Below are 17,124 nucleotides of genomic sequence, written 5' to 3' on the forward strand. Positions count from 1 at the left end.
ATCGTCAGGCCTGCGCTGCGGCGTCGCGCTTCGTCGAGCGCCGGGCGAGCAATTCGTTGGCCCGCTCACGCGGCTTGCCCTTCGCGTCGACATAGGCATAGAGCGTGGACAAGGAGACGCCGAGTTCGGCGGCGACATCGCGAGCGGCATTGTCTCTGTCTGCCATCATCGCCATAGCGGCCTTCAGCTTCTTGCGGGTCATCACACGCGGCCGTCCGCCGGCCCTGCCACGGGCGCGCGCCGCCGCCAGGCCCGCCATGGTTCGCTCATGGATGAGATCGCGCTCGAACTCCGCCAATGTTGCAAAGATGCCGAAGACCAGCCGGCCGGTCGTCGTGGTCGTGTCCATATCGCCGGTCAGCACCTTGAGTCCGACCCCACGTTGTTGCAGATCGTTCATCAACCCGACGACATGCGGAAGCGAGCGACCGATGCGGTCGAGTTTCCACACGACAAGGGCGTCACCCGCCCGCGCGATCTCAAGCGCCTTCGCTAGGCCGGGCCGGTCGGTGGCGCGTCCGGAGCACACATCGTCGTAGATCTTATCGCAGCCGGCCCGCTCCAACCCGTCACGCTGGAGGTCGAGATTCTGCTCGCCGGTTGAAACCCGCATATAGCCGATCAGCATGGCTTCTCCCCATTTTACATTAACTTAGACGGCAGAGAGTTTATCGGCTATAGGTTTTTGCACGGGTATTTGTGAAATTCGACGGCTATTCCGGGATTTTTGTGATCGGCCGTTCTGCATCACATCAAACCGGGGTTTGTTGCGACGGCTGAACAAGGCTTTGTGCGGAAGCAACGTGGAGCGGATCTCTTGCGAACGAAACATCATGACTGACAACGACAACAATGTCGCGGGCCTGCCGCCGGAAGACAAGATGGGCTTTGCCGTGCCGAAGACGCCGGCCCACTCGCTCATGCTCCTGAACAGCTATATGAGGACCGACATGCTGCAGCACATCCATTCGCGGCTTCACAAGATGAGGGATGCCGACGAGCCTGGTTCGCCTTTGCATCATGTGGCGATAAGCCTCGAACAGGTGATCAACACCTGGGACGGCATCAATCTGTTCGAATGCTTCACCCGCAACCCATTCCACATCGATCCGGATTACGAGTTTCGGCCGGAGCAGGATTATCTCCACGACATCCGCCTGATGAAGCATCACCTCAAACACCACAGGAAAATGATCAGCGAGCTGGGTAGCTGGCGCTGACCGGACAAACCCTTATGTAGGTTTTCTGTTCCGTTGCTACTCAAACCCCGAAGCTGCTCGTCCCCGTGCCGGAACTGCTGATACGTCTGGCGATGGCGGGCCGGGCGGCGGCGCGACGACAGGCTTATCGCGGCTTGATCCGGGGCCTGGAGCAAACGTCCATCGAGGCGCTTGATCAGTTTCTCATCGATCGGGCCGGCGATCGGAGCAATCTCGGCTGGATTGCCGAAGCGCCAGAGGGGACAAAACTGAAGAACCTCAAGGGCCTGATCGCCCGTCTTGAGGTTTTGCGTTTGGCGGCCATTTCCGATGAGCGGCGTAAAACGATCCATGCCAACCGCTATGGCATCATCGCCCGGGACGCCCGCATCCTGCATGCCCGTGAGAGACGACGCCTGACTGTCGAGCGTCGCTACGCCACGCTCACGGCGTTCGTCATCGAGAGGCAGGCGGCAATTACAGACCTTGCGATCGACATGTTCTGCAAACTGATCGGCAGCACCCGTCGCAAAGCTGAACTGAGCCGCACGGAACGCCGTCTGAAAGAAGCCGAGGTTCTTGATGGGGTGGCGCTTGATCATCTCAAGCTTGGCGAGGCGCTTCTGGCCGCGTGTGAGAGCGACACCGATCTCGCATCCGCAGTTGCAGCCTCACTCGGATGGGACGGTTTGACCGCCAGCATGGCGGCAGCCAGGTCCATCGTGCGCCCCGATCGCAGCGACGAATTCGATGAGCTCATCGAGCGGCACAAATCACTGCGAAAGCTGGGCAGGCTCATGTTCGGCACGTTCTCTTTCCGGTCGTTTCGTCCCGATGATCCGGTTTTGAGAGCAGTGGATCATCTGCGTGCGCTCTACAGCGGCAGGAAACTACCCGCGCAGGTGCCGTTCGCGTTCATGACCCGCAAGTGGCGGCGACGTGTGCGCTCGGACGGCGTCACGATCGACCTGCGCGCTTGGGAAGTGGCGGTCCTCGTTCACCTACGGGAGCGCCTGCGGGCCGGCGACATGTGGGTTGATGGCAGCCGGGCATGGCGCAGTTTCGAGGATTATCTTCTGCCTCGACCGATCTTCGCCCTGATGCGGGCCGAAGGGCGGCTCGGGCTTGCCATCCCTGACAGCTTTGCCGAATGGCGAGCCGAACGCACCGCCACACTCGACGCGAAACTCAAACAGCTGGCAAGGGCGGCGGCCGCCAACGCCATTCCGGATGCCGCTATTTCCGACAAGGGTTTGTCGGTTTCCCCGATCCGCGAGGAGGAGCGTGACAGGATCGTCGCGCTCAGCCGCCGACTTTATGTTCTGGTGCCACGGATCAGGATCACCAGCCTGCTTGCTGAGGTCCACAGCTGGACCAGGTTCCTCGACAGCTTCACACACTATCGCACCGGCGAGACGGCGAACGATGAGCCGGCGTTGATGGCCGCGATCCTTGCCGACGCCACCAACGCCGGTGCTGAACGCATGGCGGAAAGCTCACGCGGCGTCACGATCCACCAGATGATGCTGATGGTAGATCGGCATCTGCGCTCGGAAACCTATGCCACGGCGACCGCCGTGCTGGTCGATGCGCAGCAGGCTCATCCCTTCGCCGCGGTCTGGGGCGACGGCCACATCTCCTCATCGGACGGGCAGTTCTTTCCGGCTGGCGGGCGCGGCGAAGCCAACCTCGAATACAATGCAAAATACGGCAAACGGCCGGGTGCCTCGGTCTACGGCTTTCTGTCTAATCGCTTCGCCTCCTTCTTCTCCCGCATGATCCAGGCCTCCGAGAGCGAAGCGCCCTACGTGCTCGATGGCCTCCTTCACAATGAAAGCTCCGTCGAAATCCATGAGCATGCAACCGATACCGCCGGCGCGACCGAAACGACATTCGCTATGTTCCACGGCTTCGGCTACAGGCTCATTCCCCGTATCCGCAATCTCGGCAATCGCAGGCTCTTCGTCATTGATCCTGGCTCGGCTTACGAGCCACTCGGGCCGCTGATCTCGGGAGCCGTCAACATGGATGTCATCGAGCATCACTGGGATGAGGTCTTGCGGCTGATGGCATCGATCGGCGCGGGCCTCGTGCCGCCATCCGTCATCCTCAAAAAGCTTGCCGCATCGCCTCGGCAAAATCGGCTCAATCAGGCGCTAAGAGAAATGGGCCGGATTGAACGCTCGATCTTTATCTGCGACTGGTTGCTCGACACCAAGCTTAGGCGCAGATCGCATGCCATCCTCAACAAGGGTGAAAGCCGTCACGCCCTTGCCCGGGCGGTCTTCCTCCACCAGCTTGGCGAGCTGCGCAACCGCGTGGCGGAAACCATGGCCTATCGGGCGTCAGGTCTCAACCTCGTCGTCAACGCCATTATCCTGTGGAACACCGTCTATCTCAGCCGCACTGTCGATTATGTTCGCGCCCAGGGCATCGATATTCCCGCCGAGCTGCTCTCCCAGGTCGCACCGCTACCATGGGCGCATATCGCGTTGACCGGTGACTACCTCTGGAACGAAATTGACCGACCCCTCGAACGCTTCAGACCGATTCGAGCTAACCGCTTCAATCCAAACAACTTCAAATTTCCTTAGCGTGTATTAATGTAGAAATACCCACGGAGTCCCAAAAAGATAAGTTATGCAGGGCCGTGGCGGTTGACGCTGGGATTGCCGTCAATATCCACATCCGGCAGCGCACGATTGCCGCCGAATGAAGGATTTCAATCCTGCGGAGCCTTAGCCGTTGCCCTGTTGGATCGCAAGCGGCCGGGCAACCGGCGCGCCGGCTTCTTCAGGTCCCATATCCTCGGATTTGCTGCGGATGCTGCGGTAGCGGGAGAGCAGGGGAGCGACCACCGGCATGGTCAGCATGGTCGAGCCAACCGCCATCAGCAGCAGGGCTGTGAAGGTGGTCGACGTGATGATCTCTTTGTCGAGCAGGATGTTGGCGAAGATGATCATGATCAGGGCCTTGGTCTGCAGCAACCAGCCAATGATCGTCGCCTCGCCCGGTTCCCAGCGCAGCAGCCGGCCAGCGATCTGCACGCCGATCAGCTTGCCTGACACGGAAGCAACGAGCAGGAGGCCGGCGGCGGCCAGCACGCCGACGCCGCCCATGTCCCAGCTTGTGCGCAGGCCGGTCGACAGGAAGAACACCGGCATCACTGTCATCAGCACCGTGCTGCGGAAGGCATCCATGCGCTCCAGCTTGTACCAGCGACTGTCCAGCACGGCGCCGGACAGGAATGCTCCGACCATGTAATGCAGTCCCGCCCAGTCGGCCGCAAGGCCGCAGGCAATCAGCCAGATCAGCCCGAGGATCCAGCGGTCCAGCTCTCCGGACGCGGCAATGATCCTGCGGGCGAGGAGGGCGGCGGGGATGAAGACGAGCAGGAAGCCGGCCTGTCGCGTTACCCGCTCCCAGTCGAGCAGGATCAGGGCGAGGACCGCCCAGATGGCCACGTCATCAAGGCTGGCATACCTGAGGATGCGCTGGCCAAGGTTCGAGCGCAGGATGTCCATGTTCTCCATGAACAGGACCAGGATCGGCAGCGCCGTCACGGCGCAGGCCATTCCGATGCCGAGCAGCACCTGCCAGTAGGCCCCGCCGGGTCCGATCCAGCCGTCCGTGGCCAGCAGCATGGCGGCAGCCCCGGCCCCAAGCCCCAGCGGAACGATGAGCGCGAGCAAGGCAACTGTGCCAGTTTCCCTCCGCTTTGCCCAGGCTTGGTGCAAGTCGAGTTCGATACCGGCAATCCAGACGAACATCATCACAGCCCACCAGGCGATGCCGTTGAGGGCGGTGATGACCTTGTCCGTGAAGACCAGCGTGTAGACCTCCGGCAGTGCCGCGCCAAGAACGCCGGGCCCGAGCAGGATGCCGCCGACGATCTGCACCACGACCAGCGGCGCCCAGCTGCGCTGCCCGAGCAGGCGCCAGGCCAGATAGGGCAGGGTGAAGATCACCAAAAGGGCCATGAGAAACAGTTCGGTGATTGGGATCTGCATATGCGGCTCCGGAGATGGGAAAAGACGCCGGGCATCCCGCCCGGCATCAAAGTGACAGAACAGGCCGACTGCGGACTTGCGGCCTACCAGGTCGGGCTGAGTGCAGCCAGCTGGGCGCGTGCGGCGGACAAGGATGCTGCGGCAGCATCCGGGCCGCCCCACATGTTGCCGGCCGAGACGGCGTCTGACTGGGTGATGCCCATGAAGCCGAACACCTGGCGAAGATAGGGTGTCAGGTGATCGAACGGCTCTGTCGGGGTGCCGGGCTGGTACTCGCCTGCGCTCGACCAGACGATCATCAGCTTCTTGTCTGCAGACAGGAGCGGACCGAAGCCGGTGGCCGGGTCGAAGGAGAACGTCTTGCCGACACGGACAATAAGGTCGACATAGGACTTCAGCGTCCAGGGAAGACCGAAATTGAACATCGGTGTGGCGATGACGATATGGCTCGCGGCATGCAGGTCGGCGATGGCCTGATCCGAGGCGGCCAGAAGATTGGCCTGGTCCGGAGTGCGCTCGGCCTCCGGGGTCATGTTGGCCGCAATCCAGTCCTCGTCCGGACCTGCGATCGCCTCGCGGCCAAGGGCACGCTGGCGCAGTTCTGCATCGGGATTTGCCTTGTGCCAATCGGCAATGAACCCGTCGGCAAGGGCGGCGCTGGTCGATGCGACGCGGGGCGAAAAGCTCAAGGATAGCAAAGTCTTTGTCATGGAAGTTTCCTGTTTCCGGGGAAGATTTCCGTCCGCGCGAGGGCTAGGGCGGCAGACACAGCAAGGTGGTCGGCACCCGGGCCCGCGACGATCTGGACGGCACGCGGCAAGCCCTCCGGCCCGAGGAGAACCGGGGCGATGGTGGCGGGGTTGCCGAGTACGTTGAACACGGCGGTAGCGCCGATGTTGAAAGGATGGCGGAAGGCGTGGCCATGGTGCGGTGCAGGTCCTGGCACCGGCGGGCACAGCAGCAGCGCATTGCCTGCAAGCATGTCGGCCAGCTCGGACGAGAGAGCCTGCCCCTGGTCGCGCCAGCGCCGCCAGAGCCGGGGGCCAGTCGGATCAAGCCTTCCACTCCAGGCAAGCAGCAGCGCAGCGGTGGTGTGCTCGCCGCGGCCAGTCAAATGGCGGAAGGACTGGCTGAGAAGCGGCAGGCGGCAGCCGTCGCCGACCAGCTGTTCCATGGTGACGTCAGCGGCACAGCGCAGCGTGCCCATCCAGATCCAGAACGCGCCTTGCAACAGATCCGTTCGCACAGTCTGCAAACGCGCACCGGCTGTTTCCAGCAGGCTGGCAGCCCGCTCGACCGCTGCAATCTGCGCCAGGTCCGTCCGCTCGCTGCCGGTTATGGAGGGCGCGGGCAACACAAAGACGGAGCGCCCTTCGAGCTGAGCCGGGGTGGGCCAAGGCAGGCTGGAGGGAAGGGGAGCCTCCATGTCCGGGTGGATACCGTCGGGGCCTGTCATCACCGACAACATCGGCCAGAGGTCTGCGGCGTCGTGGCACATCGGTCCGGGGGCAAAGAAGCGCGCCAGGGGCGCTGCAGCCGTATCTGGGCCCCGGTCCAGCGGGACATGCCCGGTAAGAGGCACCATTCCGGCCGTCGGCTTGTGCGCGTAGAGGCCACAATAGGCGGCCGGGATGCGCACCGAGCCGCCGCCATCCGTGCCGACTGCAACGCTTACTGCGCCAGCTGCCACCAGTGCCGCATCTCCGCCCGAACTGCCGCCGGGGGTGCGTGTCGGGTCCAGCGGATGCAGGGCGCGTCCGGTGATACGGTTCACCGTTTCTGGCCAGAGCGCCATTTCGGCCATGCTGCCGACACCGGTGATAACAGCACCAGCTGACCTGAGGCGCTGGACAACCGTGCCGTCCTGGCTGGCAATCCGGTCGCGGTGACGGGCAGCGCCCATCATCCACGGAGCGCCAGCGACTTTCAGGCCTTCCTTGACCGTGACCGGCAACCCGAGCAACGGCTGGCTGACCAGCGCTTCTGGGCCAAGCGCCCGGGCCGCCGTGTCGGCGGCCCGGGCCGCGCGGCGGGCCTGATCCGGCAGCAGTCCAGCCAAGGCAGCGAACCGGCGCCCGGCGGAGGACAGGCGTTGCAGTGCCTGTTCCGTCAGCTCGCTGGCTGGCACGTCCTGGAGGGCGACCGCGACTGCGAGTGGTGCGGCCGCCCCCCCCTGAGCCGCGGGAGGCAGCAAGGATGCAGGTTGATTGGATGCGGTCATGCTGCGGCGTCCGCCGTGGGCTTGCATATCAGGTCCGTGGCATGGGCATGGGGCTGTGCAGGAACGGCATCGTCCGCCGCCAGCATTGGCGGAAGCTGCCAGGCCCGCTCAGCGGCCTGCCGGCGTTGGACGAGCCGCGACTGGGCCATGCCGATGTGCTTGTTCGGCGTAAAAAGAAAGGCATGCGGGGGCGAGAAAGGGCTCTGATGGGCCGGCCTGACCGAAGCAGCCCGCTCATAGGTCCAGGGCAGGAGGCCGATCAGGCCCGATCGCAGCAGATCGCCGCCGGCAAGCAGCGTCTGTCCGATCGCGAGCAACCAATGCTGCGGCTTGCCGAGCGGGGCCAGCAGGGCCAGTGCCTTCATCCGCAAATAGGCGCGCTTGCGGAAATAGCGGCTGATGAGGCGGCCACGGGGAATGTCATCCGGCCGGTAGTAGCTGAAAGGCACCGTTGTCTCGTAGAGGGCCGGTGCCCGGCGGATCAGCTCCTGCGGGTCCGCGGTCATGGCGAGGGCATCGAGCAGTTTCGGGAACGGATAGACCGGAGGCTGCATGCCGCGCTTGTAGCGGGGTAGCAGCATCGCGACCTGCCTGGCGACACCGGCGTTCAGAAAGGCGCCGCTCATGTAGTTCGGCACCACGAGGTGGAAATAGCCCATGTTGGCGACGATCAGCGTCCAGGCCATTTTCACCGGGTCATTCATGACCTCGTACCAGTGGCTCCACTGGTCCTGCAGGGCGAGCTGGGCCCGCAAGTGGCCTTCCAGCGCCTCGACATAGCAGGGGGACAGCATCCCGCCACGCGCCTTGCGGATCATGCCGGTGATTTGCGGGATCTGATGCGCCAGATAGGCAATGCCGGCGCTGTTGGCCGGGTCAAAGGTGAAGCCGGCGTCTCCCAGCAGGAACCAGCGTCCCTTGCGGTCATAGTAGCTGCTGGCTTCGTACATGTAGTTGAAGTAACGGCTGTCATCGAGCTTGCGGCCGCTCAGGATCAGCGCCTTCAGTTGCGGATGGTCGCGCTCCAGCACCTCGCAGAGGCGCTCGAAGCCCATGCGCTTCTCGCCCATGACCTCCGGCCGGTAGGTGATGCCGAAGCTCACCATGTCCTCGCCGGTGTCGCTGCGCATCGGGATGATCCAGATCCAGTAGCCCTCGCCGTAGAAGTGGTGGGTCACGTAATAGGACTCGAAGCAGTGCTGTTTCAGCTTGGCCAGCCGCAATCCGTCGAGAAGGCGCCGGTCGAAGCCCTGCAGGCGGAACCAGTAGCTGCAGCGCTGGTAGGGCGGGTCCTGGTGCAGGCCGAACTGCTTGGTGAGGACGCGCATGCGTCCCGAGCAGTCGATGACATGATCGGCTTCGATCTGCCGGCTTGAGCCATCCGCAAGCTGCACGTTGACCTGTTGCGGCGCGCCTAGCTGGTCCGACAGATCCACACCCGTGACGCGGCCGGTGACACGGGTCACCAGCGGGTCGATCCGGGCGTCCAGTTCGGCGTCGAAGCTGTGCCGGTTGAGATTGTAGGACGGCAGGCGGATGATCCCGGGGGCTTCGTGCTGGATGTATTCAGGTGCATCCGGCTCTTCGCCGGGCGGCAGGCGGAAATAATAGGTCAGGCCATATTTGTGCAGGTGGTCTTCCTCGAGATGTTCCCCGAGGCCAAGCGCCTTCATGAACTGGGCCGTCACCTCGACGGTGGATTCCCCCACAACCGGCAGGCCCTCGGCCTCCGGGTCGATCACGGTGATGTCCGCGTCGACCATGTCGCGCGCGAGGTACAGAGCTGCCATCTTGCCGGCGAGGCCGCGTCCGATGATCGCAATTCGGGTCATGCGAAAGTCTCCTGCAGAAGGGGGGCAAGGGTATCGGTTGGCGCGCGGCGGCGGTAACGTCCGGGCGAGATGAGGCCATCGGGATCGAGGGCACTCTGGACCCTCCCGGCCAGCTGCCAGTAGGCGTTGTTGCCGGCCGTGGCTTCATCCATCAGGCCGCTGTGGAACCGGTAGGGGGGGAAACCGAGACGGCGGCCTTCGGCAATGAGCGCGCGCAGGCATGCCAGCGCCCTGTCGCTGTTGTTCCGGTCGCGCGGGAACAACAGCGGCACCGTGCTGTCAAAGGCCGAAACGGACAGGGTGGAGAAGGTGATTGGCGCGGCAAAGCCATGCGCTCCGCAGACCCTTGCGACCATGTCGATGTAGCGCCGGGCTGCGCGGCCCTCGATTGGAACGATCGGGGCGTACCAGAGCAGACCGCAGCCATCGCGGGCCGGATCGCGTCCGCTTAGCGGCATCGCCGCCGGCGCACCGCCATAGGCAAGCGCCAGGGCAAATTCGCCCGGATGGCCCGCCAGCATGCGATAGGCAGACCTGACGGGCTCGACGAGCGGCGACAGCGAACGCCCGATGAAGGGCAGACGGGCGAGCGTTTCGGCAAGACGCAGGCGCTGGCTGTTGACAAAGGCCAGCCGTGCGGCAACCGGCCTCAACGCCTGGCGCAACACCTTTCGTCCGGCCCGGACGACGCCTTTGTCGCCGTAGACGACGCCGGTTCCGATCCAGGGCGCGCCTTTCAGGGCTGCGTCACCAGCCAGTGCGCCGACCCGGGCCGCGTTCATGAGATTGATGCCGCCGATGGTGAGTCCGCTGCGGGTCAGGATCTGGCGCATGGTGTCGATGGTGCGCTCCAGATCCGCGTCAGCCTTGAGCCAGAACACGAACATCTCGACAGCCGCCGGGCGCGGCATGAGCTGCAATGTGAGGCTGGTCACTACCGCGCCGCCATTCTGGCTGAACAGTCCGTCGAGATAGGGCCCGCTGCCCCAGCGGTAAACGGCAGGCCCGGTCTGGTCCGTCGAGGCGCTGAGGAAGGGCGAGCGATACAGCGATCCGTCAGCAAGAACGGCGGTCAGACCAAGTACGGCCTGGAAATGGTCGGCAACCGGCGTCATGCCGTAGCCGCGTTCCAGTGCGTTGCCGACGAGACTGCAGTCCGGCCCTGCGCCGGTGGTCGGCACCATGAATTCTGCGCCCCGCCCGGCCAGAAAGGCGTCCAGTTGGCCCTGGGTGACACCGGGCTCGACGGTGATCACGCCGAGGCCGGGATCAAAGTCGAGAATGCGCGTCATGGGGCTGAGGTCGAACAGAACCTGTGTCTCAGGACTGGCGGGACGCGCTGTGCCATAGCCCCAGTTGTGCCCGCTCGAGACGGGGTGAATGCTGAGGTTCTCGCGTCGCGCCAGATCCAGGGCCGCGCGGATCTCGTCCTCGGTCTCAAGCAGCAGCACGAGCGGCGCGGCGGCAGAGTGCGGCCATTGCAGCGTGTCGTGACCGCGTTCGGCAGACCTTGCAGTTTCGGCAAGGCGACCTGCCGTGCCGCTGATGCGGATCGCCTCGCGCAACCGCTCCAACGCGGTATCTGCTTGGGGGAAGTGTCGCGTCACAGCGGGAACCCCAGACCGCCAAGCCGCAGGAACAGCCGCATCAGCGCCAGCTCGGCACGGCGATGCGCCGACAGCTGGCGCTGCGCACGCGAAAAGGCATTCACAGCACGCTGGCCCGCGGGACCGGGGGGCGGGGTGCAGGCAACCATCAGAAGCGGCGCGATCACGCTGCGATGCAGGGTGATGTCCACGCGGCCGAGGCGCAGGATTTCCTGGTCAAAGTCTTCGGGGGTAAAGGCAGCATAGAGGCTGGCGCGATAGTCCTGGCTGAGTGCTGGCGTTTCCGTCCGGGCGACCTTGCCGACAAAGATCTCCACCGCCTGGCGTGACCGCAGGCGTCCGAAGTCCATCAGATAGAGATGTCCCGCCGGCTTCAGGACGCGGCTGATCGCCAGGAAACACCGCGTGAGGTCGTCGCGATCAGGCAGGTGGTGCAGCGCCATTGAGGAAATGACGGCATCCGCCTCATGCAGCCCGAAATCGTCGAGGTGCGAGAAGTCGGCCTCAAGATAGGTGACATTGCGCAACCCAAGCAGCTCGGCCTGCCGACGCGCGGTTTCGAGCATCACGGGAGCGAGGTCAGTGCCAATGAAGGACACCTCCGGGTTCCAGCTGGCAATCAGGTTCAGAAGGCGCCCGGAGCCGCAACCAAGGTCAATCACCTTGTTTCCCGGTGCAACGCGGGCAGAGACTTGCAACGCGTTGTAAAGGTAAGGCCCGAACAGCGCGCCGCCTTCCTCGCCGCAGCTGGAGTAGTCCTCCACTGTCTGCACGCCATTCATGACCAGTTCGGTCTCTGGCGTGCGCGGCAACTGTTGGCGCGCTGTGATCTCGTGGAACACGGCAAAAGGCAGGTCGAGTGTCATGCGGCACCGTCCAGGGTCAGGGAGAGGGCAGGGAAATAGCGGCGCAGGGTGGCCGCCTCGCGGTCCTCCATTGCCTCGGGGCAAAGCGAAAACCTGCGCATCAGACTGCTGACGGCCCGGTCCTCGAGCGGACCTGCAACGGGCATTGGCCGGCGAAAATCCGGGTGGGCGGAAAAGTCGAAACGATCTGACGGGGCGCAGAAAAAATCGTAGAAATCGAGGCCTGAGCGCTTGTCGACGATTTGCCCCCGGTAGATGCGGTGAAACCGCATTTGCACGCCCGGAATATCCAGGCGCATCGGCAAGGAAGCGGCACCGCGAAGTCCTTCGTAATTCTGCACCGGCCCAAGCGCGCGGAACAGCAGCAGGTTCGAGTAGAAGAACCGCGCCGAGGGATGCACCGCGATCATGAGGTCATCGACATGGCGCCAGTATCGGGCCCAGCGGTACATCATGTTGTAGAGCATGATGGAAAGGCCGGTCCGGCGTTGATCAGAGCGCACTGCGAGCGCCCCAACTTCCGCCACCTTGCGAAACAGCTGGCGCACGCCGGCGACTTCCGGTCCGTGAACCTTCTCCATGGGAAGACCCAGATCGGAATCCTCGATCAGCGACAGCGTGGCGAGAATCTGGTCGCCCTTCTTGGCGATAAACGTCGTTGTCGATGGCAGGAGGCTGATGACCTGCAGCCGCATCTGACCTTCGGCTACGATGCCACGGCGCACATAACTGTCCTCAAGCAGCGCAAAGGCACCGGCCATTTCCTCTTCCGTCGAGACGATCTTGAAGGTCACATCGGGAAAGGATATGTCGCTGGCACGGATGCGGCGCACAGCAAATAAACGCATAAGCTGTGGTGGCAGCAATGCGAAGTGAGCATTCTTGAAGCGGCCGAGCCGGTCTTTCATGGCTTGTCTCCAACCACTATTTCAGCGAGCGCATGGCCCGAGTGGTGATCCGCCGGGTCGGCGGACAATCGTCTGTTTCACGCAACCAGCGCTGACACAGGCTCCGGACCCAGTCGGGCTGGTCCTTGGCAGCGTCGTTGAGCCAGTTGGCGACGGAGTCCTGCGCGTATTTCTCGCTTTCGCGTCGCATCGGCTCCAGGAGGGGCAATCCCCTGGCCGGGTCCTCGCGCAGGGCCGAAATATGCTTGCACCAGACGCCACGCGGCCGCAGTGCCTCCACGGCAAAGCGCCGGATGTTGACGTCGGCGTCGCCCGTCCAGTCGGTGAGCGCGGCAATGGAGGGGGCGAGATCGCGTACCAGCCGCGGCCGAACCGCCAGCCAGGCCCATTCGCGGACGCCGAAATGCCCGTCCGCGGCGAAAGGCCGGACCATGGTCAGCACATCCGCCACCGCCGAATCATCGTTGTGACGCGCAAGGCCAAACAGGGCCAACCCACGCACGGTGTCGCTGGCATGGTCTGTCCAGGTGGCAAGGACGTCAGCGCCAAAGTGGGCGAGCAACGCCTCGCCGCACAGGGCCATCCGCCGCGAGATGCCTTCTTTCTGAAAGGCCGGAAGTCCGGCACCCGGTGCGAGCGTCTCCATCAGGTCAGTGAAGTCGATCGCCAGGATCTCGCCCAGGTTGGACGCGGCAATTTCGCCGCGCGACAGGGCCGCCTTGCGTTCAGCGGTGAGATCGCCCGCCATGTCAGGCGATCCAGGCGCCGGAGAGATCAAGGTCGGGACTGGCAACGCCGACAAGGCGCAGGCTGCCCTCCGACCAGGTGATCAGCGTGTCGCGGCCTGTGATGTGGATGTCGAATGGCCCAACGTCGAAGGCGAGCACGTCACGGCGCAGATCGAAGCCGAACAACAGGTCATGGCCACCATCGCCGGCGCTGTAGCGAAACACGTCGCGGCCGCTTCCGGCATAGTAAATGTCATCGCCGGCACCGCCATTGACCACATAACCGGCGTTGCCAAGAAAGACCGTGTCATTGCCGCTGCCTGTATCGATCACGCCGTAAACCTGCGCGCCATTATCGATGCGGATCACGTCATTGCCTGCCCCCGTCAGGATGTCGCCCAAGATCTTGCTTCCGCTTCTCACATGAATGCTGTCGTTGCTTGCATCCGTCGAGATCGCCGCGCCGCTGCCGCCCTTGACCACGCCAGAGACGTCGATGGTTGTTGTGGCGAAATCGCCTGTGACGATAATTCCGCCGGTAGCGCCTTCCAGAAGACCTTTCTGGTGGATGATCGCCCGGCCGATCCCGTCGCTACCGTCGATGTCGCGGACATGGATGCCGATGCCATCGGCGTCGATGCGTCCGTGCGGATCTCGATGGTGCCCTGGGCTTCGGCGCGGATGCCGTCGCCGGTCGTGCACAGCGTGCCGCTGTTGGTGACGGTGACATTCGAGTTCGCAAGCGCGGCCACCCGGTCGCCGGTAAAGGTGAGGTCGACGCGGGCGGTCGCCAGAATGCCGTCGACATGGTCACCACCCGTCAGCACGGCTGCCCGGTTGGTGACGAAACTGTTTTCACGGCCCTCGACCATGATCGCACATTCACCGCCATGGGCCTCGATCAGTCCGCTTGTCACCGAATGGGCATCACTGGCGGCTGCCTGCGTGCGCAGGGCAAAGCCTCGCTCGGAAATCATCACTCCGGAGGCCGTGACATAGGCATCAGCCAGAGCCGAAAAGGCACCGATGGTGCCGCCACCCTCGATCTGGGCACGAACAACGCCGGCGAATGTGACGCGGGCGTCGCCCAGGATGGCGCCGGCGGCAATCAGCTCGTCGACGGGTCCAGTGGGCTGAGGCTCGCCGGGCGGCACGGGCACTGGCAGGGTGACGATGGCGCCACTGCGGGCGGTGCTGCTGATCGTGCCGGCGACATTGACGGTTGCACTTTCAAGGGACACCGCAGCGATGGCGAGGGCTGCCGGCGCGTCAATCGTCATGCTTCCAAGGAAATTCAGGGTTGTCGCCGTTTCGTAAGTTCCTCCAAAGCCCCACAAGAATGAATTCGCGTTATAATTGAAAATGCCAGCGCGAGGAAAAGTCTCCATCGAACTATCTATTCCTAAAAATAATGGATACACTATCTATTACTATTACCGTTTCGTTAATGCGTCAAGCGGGTTTTGGCTCCCATTTCCTATTGTTTTTCAGCAGAGCGTTTGCGAGCACAATGAGCTTTCGCATGACAGCGGTGATGGCGACTTTCGGTGGCTTTCCGGCGGCTTTGAGCTGCTCGTATTTGGCTTTGAGGTCCGGGTTGAAGCGGCATGCGACAAGGGCCGGCATGTAGAGTGCCTGCCGGACGATGGCCCTTCCGCCAGCGATGAAGGCGCGTCCGGTCCATCGCCCGGACTGGTGGCTCATGGGGGCAAGACCGGAAAGTGCGGCTGCGGCCTTCTCCTCCAGTTCGCCCAGTTCCGGCATCTCGATGAGAAGCGTAAAGGCCGTGATCTGCGATATGCCGGGGATCGAGACGAGGATGTCGAACCTGGCCTTCAATGCTACGTCTTCGGCAATGAGGCTCATGATGGCCTCGTCCACGGCCTTGATCTGGCGCTCGATCTGCCGGAGCCTATCGGTGTTCTGTCGCTTCAAGAGCAAGTTGGACAGATTCTTCGACCTGTTCTTTGCAGCAGTCCTGTCCTTGATCAGAGCAAGGCGCGCCATATGCAACTCTTTCAGGTCATTGTGGATTTGCCTGTTGACCTCAAGGATGCGCGGTTCAAGAAGCGTGCCGTAACGAGCCAGCAGTGCGGCATCGATGCTGTCTGTCTTGGCAAGTCTGCCGGTCGCCTCTGCGAAGCGTCGAGCAGAGCGGGGATTGACCTTGGAGAGAGCCAATCCTTGCACCATCATGAAGCGCTCGAAGGCCTTGTGGTAGGGGCCGGTGGGTTCATAGACAATGCGGGCCACACTCTTTGTGCCGATCCATCGGACAATGGCGGCAAAACCCTTGCGATCATTGGCAACCTTCAAGATTTGACCGTCCGGCAACATATGCAGATCGATATGGTCTTTCGATATGTCCGCGCCGATGGTAATATCCGTCATCTTTTCTGATCTCCCATGCTTGTCATCCGAGCCCAAAGCTCGGGTATCCGTTCAGGACGATTGGAAAAGATGGGGGCGATCAAACTTTAGCTCGGCCCGGCATTCGCAAGAATGGCGGCCTGCGCGGCCACGATCCGTCCCCCATCGCCGGCATGGGGCTGCAACCCAAGCCGGCGCTTCTTTATCTCACCAAGAAGCAAAGAGATCATAAGACAAGCGGTTCCCTGACTGAGTGAATCTGCGGGGCTTTGCAAATCAGGCGGGTTCTGATTCAAACTATCTGCCGATGGAGATCGGCGGATATGTCGAAAGCCCTTTCTGTCGATCTGCGTGTTCGCGTTCTTGCTGCCGTTTCTGCTGGTGCGACCCATCGCGAAGCCGCCGAACGGTTTGGCGTGAGTGCTGCAAGCGTCAGCCGCTGGCGAAATCTACAACTTCGCCAGGGCGACGTGCGTCCCGGTCCTCTTGGCGGAGATCGAAATTCCCGAAAGACAGAGACCCATGGCGAGGCGATCATGGCATGGCTCGCCGAGAACCGCGATGGAACCTTGTTCGAACTGCGCGATACGCTTTCTGCTCAGGGCATCACGATCAGCAAATCGGCTTTGCACCGGTTTCTTGTCCGGCACGGGCAGACGCGCAAAAAAAGACTGGGCACGCGGTAGAGCAAAGCCGTCCTGACGTCCTGGAACAGCGTGAGCAGTGGTTCGATGATCAACTGGACCTTGATCCTGAAAAGCTCGTCTTCATCGACGAAACCTGGACTGCGACGAACATGGCGCGCACGCACGGACGATGCAGGAAGGGAGAGCGCCTGCGAATGGGCTTCCCACACGGCCATCGCAAGACTACGACGCTGGTGGCTGGCTTGCGCAGCACAGGAATGGTTGCGCCGCTCGTCATCGACGGGCCGATCAACGGAGAATAGTTCGAGGCCTATGTCGCCCAGGTTCTTGTGCCGACACTGAAGCCTGGCGATGTCGTCATCCTTGACAATCTCTCCAGCCATAAGCGACCGGCGGCGCGTGAGATGATCGAGGCTGCCGGTGCGCGCATGCTGTTCCTCCCGCCCTACAGCCCAGAGTTCAATCCCATAGAGAAGGCATTCTCGAAGCTCAAAGCGCTCCTGCGCAAAGCGGCAGAACGCACTGTGACCGGCCTGTGGGACAGGATCGGGAAACTGATCGACCTCGTCGAGCCTCAGGAGGCCCGAAACTTCTTCACATCATGCGGATACGATCCAACATGAAAGGGAAGCGCTAAGCAATGTTATATGGAGTATTCTGTATAATTAGTCCTCCCTGAACAACTCGGAAGCCGTTGATTTTGTGCGGTGTGATGGTGCTGGCAAAGTATTGGTTT

The 17,124-nt window shown here is 62.8% G+C and carries 13 protein-coding genes and 2 pseudogenes; 3 read left to right on the plus strand and 12 right to left on the minus strand.

Features of this window, described 5'->3' with window-relative positions:
- Positions 1-4: 4 nt before the first annotated feature.
- Positions 5-628: a recombinase family protein gene (locus tag E8M78_RS18805; protein ID WP_137136513.1), complete on the minus strand. Its 624-nt coding sequence runs from the start codon at positions 626-628 to the stop codon at positions 5-7.
- 205 nt (positions 629-833) lie between these two features.
- Here E8M78_RS18805 and E8M78_RS18810 point away from each other — a divergent pair, with 205 nt between their 5' ends.
- Together E8M78_RS18810 and E8M78_RS18815 are read left to right on the plus strand one after the other, a co-directional pair.
- Positions 834-1,220 (plus strand): hypothetical protein, encoded by a 387-nt coding sequence (locus E8M78_RS18810; RefSeq protein WP_137136514.1) that lies wholly within the window; start codon positions 834-836, stop codon positions 1,218-1,220.
- Positions 1,221-1,270: 50 nt separating this feature from the next.
- Positions 1,271-3,793, plus strand: a pseudogene (locus E8M78_RS18815) (Tn3 family transposase); the annotation flags it as partial.
- A 144-nt stretch (positions 3,794-3,937) separates the two neighbouring features.
- Here the strand turns inward: E8M78_RS18815 and E8M78_RS18820 are convergent.
- The 11 genes from E8M78_RS18820 to E8M78_RS18870 all read right to left on the minus strand — a co-directional run bounded on the left by E8M78_RS18820 (position 3,938) and on the right by E8M78_RS18870 (position 15,762).
- Positions 3,938-5,209 (minus strand): cation:proton antiporter, encoded by a 1,272-nt coding sequence (locus E8M78_RS18820; RefSeq protein ID WP_137136515.1) that lies wholly within the window; start codon positions 5,207-5,209, stop codon positions 3,938-3,940.
- A gap of 83 nt (positions 5,210-5,292) precedes the next feature.
- Positions 5,293-5,919, minus strand: a complete 627-nt coding sequence (locus E8M78_RS18825; RefSeq protein WP_137136516.1) for an NAD(P)H-dependent oxidoreductase — start codon at positions 5,917-5,919, stop codon at positions 5,293-5,295.
- Positions 5,916-7,457, minus strand: coding sequence for an amidase family protein (locus E8M78_RS18830; RefSeq protein WP_137136517.1), 1,542 nt, complete (start codon positions 7,455-7,457; stop codon positions 5,916-5,918). Before E8M78_RS18830 ends, E8M78_RS18825 begins: the two co-directional genes overlap by 4 nt.
- Positions 7,427-9,262 (minus strand): tryptophan 7-halogenase, encoded by a 1,836-nt coding sequence (locus E8M78_RS18835; protein ID WP_137136518.1) that lies wholly within the window; start codon positions 9,260-9,262, stop codon positions 7,427-7,429. Before E8M78_RS18835 ends, E8M78_RS18830 begins: the two co-directional genes overlap by 31 nt.
- On the minus strand, positions 9,259-10,827 hold the full coding sequence (locus E8M78_RS18840) for an FAD-binding oxidoreductase (protein WP_205910259.1): 1,569 nt from the start codon (positions 10,825-10,827) through the stop codon (positions 9,259-9,261). The genes E8M78_RS18835 and E8M78_RS18840 overlap by 4 nt, the downstream gene beginning before the upstream one ends.
- 38 nt (positions 10,828-10,865) lie before the next feature.
- On the minus strand, positions 10,866-11,735 hold the full coding sequence (locus E8M78_RS18845; protein ID WP_137136520.1) for a class I SAM-dependent methyltransferase: 870 nt from the start codon (positions 11,733-11,735) through the stop codon (positions 10,866-10,868).
- Complete coding sequence (locus E8M78_RS18850; protein ID WP_137136521.1) at positions 11,732-12,643, minus strand: GNAT family N-acetyltransferase; 912 nt, start codon at positions 12,641-12,643, stop codon at positions 11,732-11,734. Before E8M78_RS18850 ends, E8M78_RS18845 begins: the two co-directional genes overlap by 4 nt.
- Before the next feature lie 16 nt (positions 12,644-12,659).
- Positions 12,660-13,391 carry a DNA alkylation repair protein gene (locus tag E8M78_RS18855; RefSeq protein ID WP_137136522.1) on the minus strand — a complete coding sequence of 244 codons (732 nt, stop codon included), beginning with the start codon at positions 13,389-13,391 and terminating at the stop codon, positions 12,660-12,662.
- A gap of 1 nt (position 13,392) precedes the next feature.
- Positions 13,393-13,773, minus strand: a complete 381-nt coding sequence (locus E8M78_RS18860) for a hypothetical protein (protein ID WP_137136523.1) — start codon at positions 13,771-13,773, stop codon at positions 13,393-13,395.
- A 17-nt stretch (positions 13,774-13,790) separates the two neighbouring features.
- Positions 13,791-14,759, minus strand: coding sequence for a hypothetical protein (locus tag E8M78_RS18865; RefSeq protein ID WP_137136524.1), 969 nt, complete (start codon positions 14,757-14,759; stop codon positions 13,791-13,793).
- A 64-nt stretch (positions 14,760-14,823) separates the two neighbouring features.
- Positions 14,824-15,762, minus strand: a complete 939-nt coding sequence (locus E8M78_RS18870; RefSeq protein WP_137136525.1) for a transposase — start codon at positions 15,760-15,762, stop codon at positions 14,824-14,826.
- Between the two features lie 302 nt (positions 15,763-16,064).
- Between E8M78_RS18870 and E8M78_RS18875 the strand changes: the two are divergent.
- Positions 16,065-17,011, plus strand: a pseudogene (locus tag E8M78_RS18875) (IS630 family transposase).
- Positions 17,012-17,124 lie beyond the last annotated feature (113 nt).

The organism is Rhizobium sp. FKY42 (genome assembly GCF_005222835.1).
Classification (GTDB): domain Bacteria; phylum Pseudomonadota; class Alphaproteobacteria; order Rhizobiales; family Rhizobiaceae; genus Neorhizobium.